The sequence below is a fragment of the Ferdinandcohnia sp. Marseille-Q9671 genome (assembly GCF_976954385.1).
In genome coordinates, this window is the sequence record NZ_CDRJTA010000004.1 from 422,741 (window position 1) to 437,412 (window position 14,672).

Annotated in this window: 14 protein-coding genes; 12 read left to right on the top strand and 2 right to left on the bottom strand. The window is 37.1% G+C overall.

Annotation, left to right across the window (positions count from 1 at the left end):
- Window positions 1-142: 142 nt before the first annotated feature.
- Together mgtE and ACWNMY_RS17315 are read left to right on the top strand one after the other, a co-directional pair.
- Window positions 143-1,522, top strand: a complete 1,380-nt coding sequence (gene mgtE / locus ACWNMY_RS17310; RefSeq protein WP_449539499.1) for a magnesium transporter — start codon at window positions 143-145, stop codon at window positions 1,520-1,522.
- Between the two features lie 32 nt (window positions 1,523-1,554).
- Window positions 1,555-3,402: a monovalent cation:proton antiporter family protein gene (locus ACWNMY_RS17315; protein ID WP_449539500.1), complete on the top strand. Its 1,848-nt coding sequence runs from the start codon at window positions 1,555-1,557 to the stop codon at window positions 3,400-3,402.
- 236 nt (window positions 3,403-3,638) lie between these two features.
- Here ACWNMY_RS17315 and fabI read toward each other — a convergent pair whose 3' ends face one another.
- The gene (fabI, locus tag ACWNMY_RS17320) at window positions 3,639-4,418 is read right to left on the bottom strand and encodes an enoyl-ACP reductase FabI (RefSeq protein ID WP_449539501.1); all 780 of its coding nucleotides are present in this window, start codon (window positions 4,416-4,418) and stop codon (window positions 3,639-3,641) included.
- A 426-nt stretch (window positions 4,419-4,844) separates the two neighbouring features.
- Between fabI and ACWNMY_RS17325 the strand changes: the two genes are divergently transcribed.
- The 3 genes from ACWNMY_RS17325 to ACWNMY_RS17335 all read left to right on the top strand — a co-directional run bounded on the left by ACWNMY_RS17325 (window position 4,845) and on the right by ACWNMY_RS17335 (window position 8,451).
- A complete protein-coding gene (locus ACWNMY_RS17325) occupies window positions 4,845-5,735 on the top strand; it encodes a manganese catalase family protein (protein WP_449539502.1) in 891 nt (296 codons plus the stop codon).
- A 120-nt stretch (window positions 5,736-5,855) separates the two neighbouring features.
- Window positions 5,856-7,088: an MFS transporter gene (locus tag ACWNMY_RS17330; RefSeq protein WP_449539503.1), complete on the top strand. Its 1,233-nt coding sequence runs from the start codon at window positions 5,856-5,858 to the stop codon at window positions 7,086-7,088.
- 7 nt (window positions 7,089-7,095) lie between these two features.
- Window positions 7,096-8,451 (top strand): amino acid permease, encoded by a 1,356-nt coding sequence (locus tag ACWNMY_RS17335; protein ID WP_449539504.1) that lies wholly within the window; start codon window positions 7,096-7,098, stop codon window positions 8,449-8,451.
- 1 nt (window position 8,452) lies between these two features.
- Here the strand turns inward: ACWNMY_RS17335 and ACWNMY_RS17340 are convergent, their stop codons facing one another.
- Window positions 8,453-9,082 (bottom strand): LysE family translocator, encoded by a 630-nt coding sequence (locus ACWNMY_RS17340; RefSeq protein WP_449539505.1) that lies wholly within the window; start codon window positions 9,080-9,082, stop codon window positions 8,453-8,455.
- A gap of 286 nt (window positions 9,083-9,368) precedes the next feature.
- On the opposite strand from ACWNMY_RS17340, the gene ACWNMY_RS17345 reads away from it, so the two are divergent.
- The 7 genes from ACWNMY_RS17345 (at window position 9,369) to ACWNMY_RS17375 (ending at window position 14,641) form a co-directional block, all read left to right on the top strand.
- Window positions 9,369-9,623 (top strand): hypothetical protein, encoded by a 255-nt coding sequence (locus ACWNMY_RS17345; protein ID WP_449539506.1) that lies wholly within the window; start codon window positions 9,369-9,371, stop codon window positions 9,621-9,623.
- A 314-nt stretch (window positions 9,624-9,937) separates the two neighbouring features.
- Window positions 9,938-10,765: a UTP--glucose-1-phosphate uridylyltransferase gene (locus ACWNMY_RS17350; protein ID WP_449539507.1), complete on the top strand. Its 828-nt coding sequence runs from the start codon at window positions 9,938-9,940 to the stop codon at window positions 10,763-10,765.
- Window position 10,766: 1 nt separating this feature from the next.
- Window positions 10,767-12,044, top strand: a complete 1,278-nt coding sequence (locus ACWNMY_RS17355) for a UDP-glucose dehydrogenase family protein (RefSeq protein WP_449539508.1) — start codon at window positions 10,767-10,769, stop codon at window positions 12,042-12,044.
- A 144-nt stretch (window positions 12,045-12,188) separates the two neighbouring features.
- Complete coding sequence (locus tag ACWNMY_RS17360; RefSeq protein WP_449539509.1) at window positions 12,189-12,536, top strand: DUF1360 domain-containing protein; 348 nt, start codon at window positions 12,189-12,191, stop codon at window positions 12,534-12,536.
- 293 nt (window positions 12,537-12,829) lie between these two features.
- On the top strand, window positions 12,830-13,066 hold the full coding sequence (locus ACWNMY_RS17365) for a hypothetical protein (protein WP_449539510.1): 237 nt from the start codon (window positions 12,830-12,832) through the stop codon (window positions 13,064-13,066).
- A gap of 165 nt (window positions 13,067-13,231) precedes the next feature.
- Complete coding sequence (locus ACWNMY_RS17370; protein WP_449539511.1) at window positions 13,232-13,483, top strand: hypothetical protein; 252 nt, start codon at window positions 13,232-13,234, stop codon at window positions 13,481-13,483.
- A gap of 192 nt (window positions 13,484-13,675) precedes the next feature.
- Window positions 13,676-14,641, top strand: a complete 966-nt coding sequence (locus ACWNMY_RS17375; RefSeq protein WP_449539512.1) for a hypothetical protein — start codon at window positions 13,676-13,678, stop codon at window positions 14,639-14,641.
- Window positions 14,642-14,672: the final 31 nt, after the last annotated feature.

Genomic DNA, 14,672 nt, shown 5'->3' on the forward strand with positions numbered 1-14,672 from the left:
TCACTTTTTATTGTGGGTGGATGAACGACCTTATGCCCTACCTTATATGGGCTATAAAACGGACGCAAAATAAACCAAGTCTATAAATGTTTTTAACGTTTTTATGTCTTCATTATAAAGGCGGTTAGGGGGGAGAAGAAGTATGTTACAAGAGGTTAATGAGAAAGAACAACAGCAATTAGAAAATGAACAATTGCTTACAGCGCTCGAAAATGAGAATATTGATCAGTTTCGGACAATATTTTTAGATATACATCCATACGAAAGAGCAAAATTCTACGCGAAGTTACCAAAAGATGCTAGAATGCACGTATATCATTTTTTGTCTCCTGGAGAAATGGCTGAGGTTTTTGAAAATCTAGAAATAGATGAAAATGAATATGAAGAGCTATTATCTGAAATGGATCATACCTTCGTCGCAGATATGCTATCCCAGATGTATGCAGATGATGCAGTCGATGTGTTAAATGAACTTAACAAAGAGCAAGTAGCAAGCTATTTAACAATTATGAATGATGAAGCTGCCGGGGAAATCAAACAGCTTCTCCATTATGAGGAATATACAGCCGGTAGTATTATGACAACAGAATTCATTGCCATACATGCGAACCAAACAGTCAAATCGGCAATGTATATCTTGAAAAAGGAAGCACCTAGAGCTGAGACGATTTATTATATCTATGTTATAGATGAGGAAAAACGTCTTGTCGGAGTTATATCCATTCGTGATTTGTTAGTTACTGATGATGATACAATGATTCATGAAATTATGAATGATAGGGTTGTATATGTATCTGTAAGTGAAGACCAAGAAGAAGTAGCAAGGCGAATGAAGGATTATAACTTCTTAGCAGTTCCTGTAGTGGATTTTCAAGACCATCTATTGGGGATTATAACTGTAGATGATATTATTGACGTCATGGATGAAGAAGCTTCAGACGATTATTCAAAACTTGCTGGTATTTCAGATGTTGATTCGGGTGATAAAAATATCTTTTCATCTGCCAAAAAAAGATTACCATGGCTAATTATTTTGTCATTTCTGGGGATGCTTACAGCAAGCCTAATTGGTCGATTTGAAGCTACATTAGACCAGGTGGCCATATTAGCTGTTTTTATTCCACTTATAGCCGGTATGGCAGGTAATACAGGAACACAAGCCTTGGCTGTTGCTGTCAGAAGAATTGCTATAGGTGAAGATGAGGAAGAAAACAAATGGTTACTCATACTACGAGAAGCGGGGACTGGGGTCATCACTGGTACCGTTTGTGGAATTGTCATTATGTTTATTGTATATTTTTGGAAACAAGATTTTTTCTTAGGATTACTTGTTGGTTTTTCAATTTTAATTACCTTGATTGTGGCAACACTGGCAGGTGCACTTGTACCATTGCTAATGCATCGGTTAAAGGTAGACCCGGCGGTGGCATCAGGGCCTTTTATCACAACAATAAATGATATTATTAGTATTCTAATTTATTTTGGATTAGCTACTTTCTTTATGAATTATTTAGTTTCATAGGTACAATTTATAAGTAAACAAGGGGGTAAAACATGGAACATGGTGCTTCATTGACATCGTTAGTTATTGTAATGGTGGTGGCTTTTTTAACACCACTGTTATTACATAGGTTTAAACTTAGAATTATTCCGGTAGTTGTTGCAGAAATTATCATGGGAATTATTATAGGGAAAAGTGGGTTTGACGTTGTTGAACCTGATATGTGGCTAGAAACTTTATCGACATTAGGGTTTATCTTTTTAATGTTTTTAAGTGGGGTAGAAATTGATTTTACAGCTTTTGCTGGTGGAAAGAAGAAACAAAAGCTTCCCAGTGGAAAAACCGCTCCAAATACGTTTCTTGTCTCAGTAATCGTTTTTGCAGGTATCTTTATATTATCGCTGATTCTTTCCTATATATTTGTTTGGACTGGTTTTACCGATAATGCCTTTTTAATGACATTGATTATTTCCACTATCTCTTTAGGAGTGGTTGTACCAACTCTTAAGGACGCACAAATCATGAAAACCAATATAGGTCAGATTATCTTACTGGTTGCAGTTGTTGCAGACCTAGTTACAATGATTTTACTTGCTGTTTTTGCCTCGATTTATGGTGGTGGAGAGAGCAATATGTGGCTCCTATTGGTTCTATTTGGAGCAGGGGTCTTGCTTTATTTTGTTGGGAAGAGGTTTCAGAATCGTTCTTTCCTTGAAACAATGTCAAAGGGAACCATTCAAATAGGAACTAGAGCAATCTTTGCTTTAATCATGATTCTTGTTGCGCTTTCAGAAACAATAGGAGCCGAGAATATATTAGGTGCCTTTTTAGCAGGGGTATTAGTATCATTATTGTCTCCTAATCATGATATGGTACAAAAGCTAGATTCATTTGGATATGGATTCCTAATTCCTGTCTTTTTCGTAATGATTGGGGTAGAGCTTGATTTATGGGCCCTTTTCCAGGATCCAAAAATCCTAATTTTAATCCCATTGTTGTTTATTGCATTAGTCATTTCGAAAATGCTGCCAATTCTCTATATAAAGCGATGGTATGATTGGAGAACAACAATTGGGGCGGGTGCATTGCTCACATCTACATTATCTCTCGTTATTGCAGCTGCAACAGTTGGAGAAAAGATGGGGATTATTGATAACAGAATGTCAGGTGCGTTAATATTAGTTGCAGTCATTGCGAGTATCATTTCACCAATTGGTTTTAAAAAGTTATTCCCAAAACAAGAAGTGGAAGAACCAGTTATTACGGTTGCTTTTATTGGTGCAAATCAGATGACTTTGCCTGTTACTAGGGATTTGAATTCAAAGCTTTATGATTCAACGATTTACCATACAACGCAGGAAAAAATCGATAAGAGGCACTCAGATTCGGTGTTTCAAATCGTGGAACTTCCTGATTACAACATAGATACCCTAAAAGGAACAAATGTATTTGATGTTGACATTTTGGTTATTACTACAGGATCCGATGTACAAAATGCAGAACTTGCTAAGTACGCGAAAGAAAATGGTGTTGACCGAGTTATTGCAAGAATTGAAACGGCAGAACTAGGTGAGGAACTTAAAGAACTAAATATTGATATATTCTCATTACTAATGTCTACCAATACATTACTGCGTGCACTTATTGAGGCACCAAGTCTTATGACGATCCTTACAAATCAGGAACAGTCCTTATATCAAATTGAAATGAATAATAGTAAGTATGACGGTACAATGCTGCGTAATTTCCCTTTTACAGGGGATGTAATCTTTGTTCGAATATTTAGAGGGAAGGATTCGATTGTGCCACATGGTGATACAGAGCTTCTGCTTGGGGACCGTTTGATCGTAACGGGATCTAGAGAATATGTTGACGAGTTAAAGGTGGATTTAGAATTCTAAAAGTAAAGAGGGGTGACCTATTTTGGTCCCCCCTCTTTATTGTTTAGGAAATTTCGTATTTAGTCCCTCGAGGTTTCGTTGTCGGATACAGATGACCAGGAAAGCTTCGACAGCTCAATCATCGCATGAAGAAAATGCTAGCATTTACGAGGATGTGCTGAGAGAGAAGTTTGCTTGCCACAAGGTGTGTCAGACGTTAGTCGATATCCTCTTTCAAGTTGCTTGCACGTTTGTTATTATCCGACGATATTGTATCCTGAGTCCACATAAATTACTTCGCCAGTTACTCCGCGTGATAGATTACTCAGCATGGCAACACTCATGTTACCAACATCTTCTTTTGTGACATTTCTCTTGAGTGGAGATTTTTCTTCAATCATTCTCATAATATCGTTGAAGCCTGGAACTCCTTTAGCAGCTAACGTTCTGATTGGGCCAGCTGAAATAGCGTTGATTCTGATTCCATCTTTTCCAAGATCAAATGTAAGGTATCTTACACAGGCTTCAAGCGAAGCTTTAGCAATTCCCATCACATTATAACCTGGAAGAGCGCGTACGGCACCAAGGTATGACATTGTAATGATTGATGCATCTTCTGCTAAATATGGTCGAGCTGCTTTGGCAGCAGCTACTAGTGAATATGCACTTGTATCCTGTGCAAATGCATATCCATCTCTTGATGTATCGATAAAATCTCCTTTTAGGTCATCCGCATTTGCAAACGCAACGGAGTGTACTAAACCGTGAATGGTTCCTACCTTTTCACCGATTTCAGTAAAAGCTTGTGAGATACTTTCATCGCTGTTCACATCACATCTAACAATCATTTCTGCTGGATAATTGTATTTTTCCAATAACCTCTCAAGCTTTTCCCGAGAGCGATCTAATCGATAGGTATAAATCACATTTACCCCTGCTTTATAAAGAGACTCTGCTACTCCCCATGCAATACTTCTTTCATTAGCTACGCCCATTACTACAATATTTTTTCCTTCTAATTTAAGTAAATCTTCCATTGTTACCTCCATTGAGTTATCTTTACTTGTTTATTCGAGAGTAATTATACCTGGTTTTAGTATCTGATACTAACTATACCATTTTTTATTATTTTCCCCAAGTAGTTATCATATAGTTTCTCAATAATTTATCGGAAGAATTAATATAACTAAAATAAATTGGTAAATTTTCTTTCGATACAATGCTACATAAAACCAAAGTTTCGGTGAATCTTAAAAAAGAAGATTATTTAACTTAATTAGCAGCATTCTTTTAAATATGGATGAATGCATGCAGTAAATGTAAAACATCAGTGGGGGAAACCCTGACCAAATATAGGTAAAGCTTCTGGCAGATGCGTCGATTTTTTACTTGAGTTCATCGCGCAAGCCTGATATAAGCCAAAGCTCAATTACACTAAGAAAATTGAATAAGGTGGGAATACCATGTTTTATCATGTAAAAGAACTTCAGTACAATGCAAAGCCTGATCGACCTGATCCAGTCTACGCAAAGAAACTTCAGGAAATACTTGGTGGTCAGTTCGGTGAAATGACAGTTATGATGCAATACCTTTTCCAGGGTTGGAACTGTAGAGGGGAACAAAAATACCGTGATATGCTTCTAGATATTGGAACAGAAGAAATTGCACATGTTGAAATGATTGCAACAATGATTGCTCAGTTATTGGACGGGGCTCCTGCAAAGGAGCAAGAAGCGGCTGCAAAAGATCCAGTTGTTGAGGCAGTCCTAGGCGGAATGAACCCTCAACATGTTATTGTGTCAGGAATTGGGGCAACACCAACTGATTCTGTGGGATATCCGTGGAATTCGCGCTATATGATTGCGAGTGGAAATCTCCTTGCTGATTTTAGAGCGAATTTAAATGCAGAATCACAAGGACGATTACAGGTTGTTCGACTTTATGAGTCCACTACTGATCCTGGGGTACGTGACATGTTATCCTTTTTAATTGCTCGTGATACAATGCATCAAAATCAATGGATGGCGGCAATTGAAGAGCTAGAGAAGAACGAAAAAGCAATTGTTCCAAGCACTTTCCCTCAAGATTTAGAGAAACAAGAGGTATCATACTCATTTATGAATTTCTCAAAAGGGGAAGAGAGCGCAAGTGGTAGATGGGCAAGTGGACCTAGCTTGGATAAACAAGCAGAATTTGAATATGTATCAGATCCTGTGGCTATGGGACAGGTTCCGTTTTTAAAGCCTGCCCCGGCATATATTCATGATACTCCAATTCCAGGAGTGTCCCCAGAAGGTGTACAAAAAGCAAATAATACAGAACAAGGACCAGATTCAAGTATCTTAAATAAATAAGCCCACTTTTTAGTGGGTTTATTTTTACACTTTAGTAACTATAACGAGTGCATAGTTAGTGAGGTTTAAGGATAGGTTAATCTTGATATAAATAATTAGGTTTCCGAAGGAGATAGGAGAATGCAGAAAAAAGAAAAATGGGGGATACTTTCTCTAGCGTCAATCCCATTAGTTATGACCTTAGGAAATTCTATGCTAATTCCTGTGTTACCTATAATGGAAAAAGAACTTGATATCACTCCATTTCAATCAAGTCTAATTATTACGATTTATTCAATTGTAGCTATCATCTTAATCCCTATTGCTGGTTTTCTTTCTGATCGAATCGGTAGGAAAAAGGTTATTATACCAAGTTTAATTATAGCAGGTATAGGAGGGTTAATTTCCGGACTAGCGTCATGGCTCTTTGAAAGCCCCTATATAATCATTCTAATAGGCAGGCTTCTTCAAGGAGTAGGAGCAGCAGGAGCATCACCTATTGTATTACCTTTAGTAGGTGATATGTGTAAAAGTGAAAAGGATGTTAATACAGGGCTTGGTCTTATTGAAACGTCAAATACGTTTGGAAAAGTGGTAAGTCCTATTTTAGGAGCTGCATTAGCAGCAATGATATGGTATATGCCATTTTTTGCATTTCCAGTTTTTTGTTTAATTTCAATCCTTTTAATTCAATTCATGATCAAGACTCCTAAGAACAATGAGGTTGATACCTCAAGTTTTGCATTTTTTCTTAAAAAAATAAAACGGACGCTTAAAGAAGAGGGAAGATGGCTGATTTCTATATTTATTGTTGGGGCCATTTGTTTTTACGTTCTATTTGGAATGCTCTTTTTCCTTTCTTCAATTTTAGAGGACAAATACAATATCGATGGAATTATCAAAGGCCTGGTCCTAGCAATTCCTCTTAGTGCTCTATGTCTCTCTTCTTTTATAACGGGTAAGAAGCTCGGTGATGATAAAAATGCAATCAAGTGGATTATCTTCGCGGGAATCTTTAGTACAACTGTAGCTATTTTTGGGATTTGTTATACCGAAAACCTTTATATCTTCTTAGCTGCCCTTGTCGTTTGTGGAATAGGTATTGGTGTGGCTCTCCCAAGCTTGGATGCCTTAATAACAAATGGAACAGAGAAGGAAGAAAGAGGGACAATTACCTCTATTTATAGTAGTTTTCGTTTTATCGGAGTTGCCGTTGGGCCACCTGTCTTTGCAATCTTGATGAAAATATCTCATGACATTCTATTCTTTAGTGTAACGGGGATATCAGCAGTTGCAGCAATTTTGGTTTTGTTCTTTATTAAGCCACCGAAACGAGTCAGAACAGATTCTTTATTTCAAAAAGTAAAGAGGTAAGGCAAACATGGCAGAGAAAACAAGTGAAGAAAAGAAAATTAAAATTAAATGGTGGCAGCTATCACTGTTTGGGGTTGGTTGTACGATTGGGACTGGCTTTTTTCTTGGGTCAAGTATTGGTATACGCACAGCTGGCCCCGGAGTACTCCTTCTATTTATCATGGCTGCTATCGGAACATACTTTGTTTATGATGGTTTGGCAAAATTAACAGCTAAAAAAGCAGAAAAAGGCGCATTTAGAACCTATGCAAAACAAGCATTTGGACAGTGGGCAGGTTTTAGCATAGGTTGGATTTACTGGAGCGCTGAAATGCTGATAATGGGGAGTCAGCTTACTGCATTGTCTATTTTTACTAAGTTCTGGTTCCCAGGCATCCCACTATGGGTATTTGCAGCAATTTATGGAGTGTTAGGGTTAGGTGTTTTGTTAATCGGTACAAGTGGGATAAACAAATTAGAAAATGTCTTCGCACTCATTAAAATATCTGCGATTCTCATGTTTATTGTTATTGCTGTATTAGCAGTAACTGGTGCAATTGATGGGACAAGGGATCCGCAGATGCCAGCAGAATATTTTCCGAAAGGAATTATGGGGCTTTGGTCCGCTTTAATTTTCGCGTTTTATGCGTTTGGCGGGATTGAGGTTATGGGGCTAATGGCAACCCAGCTTAAGGATAAAAGTGAAGCACCAAAGGCAGGAAAAATGATGCTCCTACTCCTAACTATTATTTATTTAGCTTCCATAGGACTTGCTGTCATGCTCGTATCATGGAAGGTATTCACTGGCGAAGAAAGTACCTTTGTAGTTGCCTTAGATAACTACAATATCCCGTTAGTTGCAGATATTTTTAATGGTGCGCTTATTATTGGTGGTTTTTCCACAATGGTTGCAGCACTTTATGGGGTTACAAGTATTTTGGTGAATTTGTCTGAGGATGGGGACGCCCCAAAGGTTTTTTCAAAAAAAGGGAGATTAAAGGTGCCTTTACCGGCATTTATTTTAACTGCTTCCGGTCTACTAACCTCCATCATTTTATCATTGTTAATGCCAGATAGTATTTATGAGTATATTACAACTGGAGCAGGACTTATGCTTTTGTATAACTGGCTATTTATCCTTCTATCAGCGAATCGATTATTAAAGCCTGGATTTGGAGGAAAGATGAAGTACTATCTAGGGATTTTGTTCATCTTATTAGCAGTTAGCGGAACATTGTTTAGTAAAGAAATTCGTCCAGGCTTTTTTATAAGTTTAGGATTTGTGGTGATTATTGGTATTTTTGCATTTATTAAAAATGCTAAGGGAAAAAAGAAAGATTCCATGAGTTTGGATACCTTGTTTGAAAAGCTTGAAAGAACATAGTTTAATGACTTAGTAAAAGCTTTATGCCTTGAAATCCAAAGTAAACACCGAATCCAATTAGGGAAAGGCCAGACAAAATGGATATCCATGCTAACAGACGGGACGTTAAGAGTCTTTGAAATCCACTTGATATCGTAGCCATTGCAACATCCCAAAGCAACAATCCACAGAAAATGGCCGCACTATAAATAACTAACTCACTACTTGTAGAAGTGGATGCTGTTTTAGCTAGTACAGATCCATAGATACCAAGCCAAAATAGTATGGTTAAAGGATTTGTAATGGACATGATAAATCCTGCCAAAAACGCCTTATATGGAGGTTCTGGTTTTCTGGAATTTTGAATATGAATCTTTCCTGCACTAAGAAGGCTCTCAACACCGGTATAGAGTAAGACGAAACATCCAAATAGCCATAGGAATGTTTGTATAAATGGGGTATTAATAAAGGAAACAAGACCCAAATACACGAAAAGCATATAAACCCCATCAGCAAGTACAGCACCAATGCCAACTAACCAGGCATGTAAAAACCCAAATTTTATCCCTCGGTCTAATTGGGCAGCATTTACAGGACCTATAGGTGCTGCAAGACTGAGACCTAGTAAAACATAACTGAGAAGAACACCCATACTACACACCCCTTGAAAAGACTTGTCTCAAAATTCTATTCAAGGGGCTGGACTTGTACCACTACTTTTTCAACTTTAAAAGCCTTCAACTTAGATATTTCGTAAAAAATAGTGGAAACATAAACTTATGCTGAATAAAGAAATAACCTCCGGCAAAGCAACAGATTTTAGAAGAGTTTTCAAGCGGAAGATAAAAGTAGCAGCGTCTATAGGTCCCTCTTGGTGTGGGCTCGAAAATCTGGACGTACATACGCCAAGAGGCATTTGATAAAAAGGAGTCAAAAGGATGGAAAACATCTTACAACAATTTTTGGAGTCAGTAGATGAAGCACAAAAAGCAGTTATTGAGTCACAGGGAGTCGATGATCCGCAAAGGTTTCAACAAGCTCAAAATCTTGTATTACTTGCGAAGGAGCAAATGCGAGAGGTTGTAGATGCAGGTATAACAAATGATGATAACCAATTTCATCGAGCACAGCAATTACTTCGTAAGCTTGAGGAAACACAGCATGCGATTGAATCGACCAATAGGTTTTCATAAAATGCTGATATGAATTAAATGAACTAGATGAACACAGCAAAAAACTATACAAATATATAATGATTTATAAACTATAGAAAATTCTAGAAAAGTAAAATTTGAATAAACAAAATAATGAAGTAAGCTTCCTGTTTCACACAATGAACGTATGGAAGCTCTTTTTTGTGAGTATTTTTAATGAATATATTATTTTTCCATTACCTATTTCCCCTTTATGCGTTTTCCTCATTTCCTCGCCCTTTCTACAGTGGACAACTTCCTTGAAAGATGCTTGTGAATAAATTGAATAATAACAGAAGGGGGGAGACAACCGAATGATTAAAAAAGCTATTATTCCTGCAGCAGGGTTTGGAACAAGGGGACTACCAATCACAAAAGTACTACCAAAAGAAATGCTCCCTATCGGTGGGCGCCCAGCTATAGATTACATTATTGAGGAAGCAGTCAACGCAGGTATCGAGCAAATACTAATGATTGTATCACGAACAAAAAATTTAATTGTTGATTATTACGATAGATCCCTAGAATTAGAAGCATTTTTAGAACAACAAAATAAAGAACATCTCCTCAATACATTACAGCTTCCGAAAGTTAAAATCTATTACACTAGACAATATTACCCAAAGGGATTAGGGCATGCTGTTTCACTTGCGAAAGACTTTATTGGAAATGACCCATTTGCCATTCTGCTTCCAGATGAAATCTACCTATCTAATAAACGAAACCCATTAGAGGAGTTGATAGATTCTTATAAGGAATATGGGAAAAATGTTATTGCATTGCAACGGGTTGATGATGATCAATTGAAAAGCTATGGGGTAATTAAAGTTGATAAAGAGGAAAAAAATCGTTTATATAAAATTTCTGATATTGTAGAAAAACCAAAAAATAACCCGCCCTCTAATCTTGCAGTTACAGGAAGATATATTTTAAAGCCAAACATCTTTACTTGTCTGGAAAATACGAAACCAGGTGTTGGATCAGAGGTTCAGTTAACAGATGCGATCAAGCTTATGCTTGAAGAAGAGCCAGCATATGGGATTGAAGTGGACAGTGAGCGCTTTGATATTGCAAAGGAAGCTGAATATGTAAGGCTTGTGCAAAAAGTATATTCATTACAACAGGAGAATAAGGGGGAGTAAAGTGAATGTTCTAGTCATTGGCACAGGGTATGTTGGAACCACCACAGGCTTGGTTCTATGTGAAAAAGGCCACAAGGTTACAGGACTTGATATTGATGAGAAAAAGGTAGATGCGCTATCCAGAGGGAATCTTCATTTCTATGAAAAAGGGTTACCAGAACTATTAACGAAACACCTTAGCCTGCAAACTATTTCATTTACAACTGATGTAAAAGAAGCAATCGAACAAAATGATTTTATATTTATTTGTGTAGGTACACCAAAAAACGAAGATGGCAGTGCAGATTTACGAGCGGTCTACTCAGTTGCGAAAATGATAGGCACATACATGAATAACTATAAGATTGTCATTAATAAAAGCACGGTTCCGATTGGAACTGCCAATGAAGTAAAAAAGGTGATTGAGGCAGAAAATAATACGATTCCATTTGATGTTGTATCAAATCCAGAATTCTTAAGGGAAGGAACTGCCCTTTATGATGCGCTTCATCCTGACCGAGTTGTAATCGGTAGTACTAGTAAAAAAGCTCTCGAGATGATGAGAAAATTATATGCAAGTGAGACAGCTCCGTTTATTGAAACGACACCAAAAGCAGCAGAACTAATTAAATACGCCTCGAATTCTTTTCTTGCCTTAAAAATCTCTTTTATTAATGAGCTTGCAAGGCTCTGTGACATATTAAAAGTAGATATCGACGAAGTTTCAAAAGGAATGGGTCTCGACCGCCGAATTGGCCCTTATTTTCTGAAAGCTGGAATAGGGTATGGTGGCTCATGCTTTCCTAAGGATGTAAGTGCACTACTCACGATCGCAAAGGAACAAGGAATGAATTTATCCATCCTAGATCAAGTGGAAACGCTTAACAAATCACAGCCCTTTTATTTTATAGAGAAGCTTCAGAATACACTAGGAGACTTGGATAAGAAACGAATTGCTATTTTAGGCTTAGCCTTTAAACCAGGGACGGACGATACAAGAGAATCGCCTAGTTTTGTAATCATCGATGAGCTCTTACGAAGAGGCTGTTCAGTAAATGTTCATGATCCGATTGTTACACTTTCAAGTCAGAAGGTGAATCAATGTAGGGACATATTTGATGCAGTATCTGGGGTAGATGCAGTATTGTTATGTACAGACTGGGAAGAGTATAAGCAGTTAAATTGGGATAAGGTGAAAGAGGTTGTAAAACAGCCTTATATCTTTGATGGTAGAAACGTGCTAAACAAGCATGAATTGGAAAAAATCGGTCTCCATTATGAAGGAATCGGAAAACCATAGCCTCTTTAAGCCAAATTGGTCATCATGTAACGAACATGATGGCCATATTTTAATTATATATACTTTTGCATGTCTCTATGAGTAAGGTAACCTGTTCAACATAACCGGAGAGAAGTGTTGGTAAACATAGTAGGAGGGAGTTCATTGACTATATTTGAATTTATATTGCTTGGGTTAGCCAGTTTTCGGCTAACGAGGCTGTTGGTGTTTGATAAGATTACGGAATTTATTCGTAGGCCGTTTCATGAGGTAATAGTGGAGGAGCTGCCAGATGGTAATGTGGAGGAGTATATCCAACTTAAAGGATCAGGACTACGAAGGTGGATTGGAGAGCTGTTAAGCTGTTACTGGTGCACAGGGATTTGGTCAACCATATTCCTTTATGTGATTTATACACTTTACTTACCGTTGTCTGAACCTTTGATTCTTATTTTCGCAATAGCAGGTCTCGCAGCAATTATTGAAACCTGTGTGATGAGACTATTGAACTAACTTTATTCATCATAGCATCGAATTAAATAAGTTGAAAAATGAATTTAGAAAATATTTTATATATTCGTGGGTGTAAACATTGGCTGAATAAAGGTAAAGCTTCCGGCGGATGCCTCAGATTTTTCAAAGGAAGTTTTCGAGCCAGCTCGAAAAATCTGGGCGCAAAATACGCCAAGCCGTATTTAATTAGGCTAGGTATATACACATTTTCTTTTATATACACTCATGTCCATTACGGAATATAGACATTTCCCATATAGTAGAAATTAGGAACAGTAAAGAGGTGAGAATTTATGGGGAAAAATGGATCATCTAATAGACAAAACCACGTAGAAGGCTCAAACCAAGAAAATTCATCCCAAACAAGTAATAATCGAGAAAATCTGTTTAAAGTAAATGCTCCAGGCGGTGTATCAATTCAAATATTGGGTATGGATATATCGGTGAGTGATCTTAACATTACGATTGGTCCAGATGCTAATATTGGCGAGATTCATAACGTCATTGACCAGCTAAACAGACGGGGATAACTCAAACGGGATGTGTGAAAAAACGAAAGTATCTTCAGGGTGCTTTCGTTTTTTTATTGATATAAAAGCCCTTTTTATAAAAAAGGAAGGATAAAGATGGACAAACACACTTCCGCATTTAATAAAAATGTATAAAGTATAGTACTGCGTTGGGAGGTGAGAGTAATGGGAAAAAAAGAGAAAGAGAAAGATAAGGAGAAGGATAAGTCAAAAAAATACAATGAAATCCGTGCAATCGTTAGAGAGGAACTTGAGAGAGCAATACAGAATCTTAGAGTCGATGTTCAAGTTACATTAAATCCACCAATAGAAGAAGTACCTGCAACAGACACACCACAAGAGGAAGTTGTAGACCAACAAGCACCAGGGGAATCATCTACAGCCACTCCAGAAACCAAACCTCAAGAAGAAGCATAAACGTTCATTTAAGTAGGCTGCTTGCATGTCAGGCAGTCTTTTTATCAAAAAAAGACTACAAAATTTAGTTTTCTAATCAATGTGTCCTACACAAGAAAAAAATAGCGGAATATTATACAGTGATAGTCTAAAAAGGACAGTATTGTAAAACTAACTAAAATATAACGAGAAATGTTGTGAGGTGAAAATGATTTGAATAATCAAGTGAATGTTGACTGTAACGAAATAGAGGAATATGTAAAAAATATAACCGTTCTATCACATGAGGACGCTGAAGTTACGGTCCAAAATAATACATCATTATCGATGATCGGCAAAGGTGTACATGGTGCCGTATTCCAAATAAATGAGAATGTTTGTGTAAAGGTATATGGGGAAGAGGATGTTTGTGCTAGAGAGCTTTATGCGTTATCCCTTGGCCAACATACAACTCTTTTTCCGAAGGTATTCTGTAGCGGACCGAAACACATTGCCATGGAAATGGTGTACGGAATTGACTTACGTGAATACCTACAATCCCAGCCGTTAACAAAAAATTTATCGGAAAAGCTTATCAATCTTTTAATCACGTATAAAAAAATCGGACTCGAGCGAATTGACCATCATAAACGACATATATTCGTCCAAGATGATGGAAATTTAAAGGTACTTGATGTTGGTACAACAGTATGGAGAAATCGCGTTTATCCATATCCTAGAAAACTATTAAATAGCCTGGGAAAACAGTATCAAGAGCTTTTTATGGAGCATGTTAAGGAAATGGCTCCTGAGCTTTTCGAGGAATGGCAAAAGTATATTGAAATGGAAAAATACGCGACTCTATTACATGAAAAATACTTTGCACAAGAAGAAGTAAAACCAAAGAAATGGAAAAAAGAAGGAAAAGTTCTTCTGACTGGGGAACATGAATGGGATACCAAAATAGAAGACTTAGTTAGAAAGGTTCATAAAGAGCAATGGATCAAGGCATTAACCGCACAAGGTGTAGATATTGAATATGTAAAAGCAAATGCAAAGGAACTTGAAAGACTATATATCTATGGTGACGATAAGAATAAGAAAGGCAAAAAAGGAAGTTTACTAGGCGAAACCGATTCAACTAAGAAGCCAAGGGTCTTCACTTCTTCTTCTAAAAAGAAAAAGAAGAAAAAGAAATAGTAAAAGCACGAACTTAAAACTTGGTGAAAGG

What these genes read in the sequence shown, in the direction of transcription:
- ACWNMY_RS17340 (WP_449539505.1), bottom strand. Translation starts at nt 9,082, where the DNA reads ATGGGTGTTCTTCTCAGTTATGTTTTACTAGGTCTCAGTCTTGCAGCA.
- ACWNMY_RS17370 (WP_449539511.1), top strand. Translation starts at nt 13,232, where the DNA reads ATGGGAAAAAAAGAGAAAGAGAAAGATAAGGAGAAGGATAAGTCAAAA.
- mgtE (WP_449539499.1), top strand. Translation starts at nt 143, where the DNA reads ATGTTACAAGAGGTTAATGAGAAAGAACAACAGCAATTAGAAAATGAA.
- ACWNMY_RS17335 (WP_449539504.1), top strand. Translation starts at nt 7,096, where the DNA reads ATGGCAGAGAAAACAAGTGAAGAAAAGAAAATTAAAATTAAATGGTGG.
- ACWNMY_RS17350 (WP_449539507.1), top strand. Translation starts at nt 9,938, where the DNA reads ATGATTAAAAAAGCTATTATTCCTGCAGCAGGGTTTGGAACAAGGGGA.
- ACWNMY_RS17365 (WP_449539510.1), top strand. Translation starts at nt 12,830, where the DNA reads ATGGGGAAAAATGGATCATCTAATAGACAAAACCACGTAGAAGGCTCA.
- fabI (WP_449539501.1), bottom strand. Translation starts at nt 4,418, where the DNA reads ATGGAAGATTTACTTAAATTAGAAGGAAAAAATATTGTAGTAATGGGC.
- ACWNMY_RS17315 (WP_449539500.1), top strand. Translation starts at nt 1,555, where the DNA reads ATGGAACATGGTGCTTCATTGACATCGTTAGTTATTGTAATGGTGGTG.
- ACWNMY_RS17345 (WP_449539506.1), top strand. Translation starts at nt 9,369, where the DNA reads ATGGAAAACATCTTACAACAATTTTTGGAGTCAGTAGATGAAGCACAA.
- ACWNMY_RS17325 (WP_449539502.1), top strand. Translation starts at nt 4,845, where the DNA reads ATGTTTTATCATGTAAAAGAACTTCAGTACAATGCAAAGCCTGATCGA.
- ACWNMY_RS17330 (WP_449539503.1), top strand. Translation starts at nt 5,856, where the DNA reads ATGCAGAAAAAAGAAAAATGGGGGATACTTTCTCTAGCGTCAATCCCA.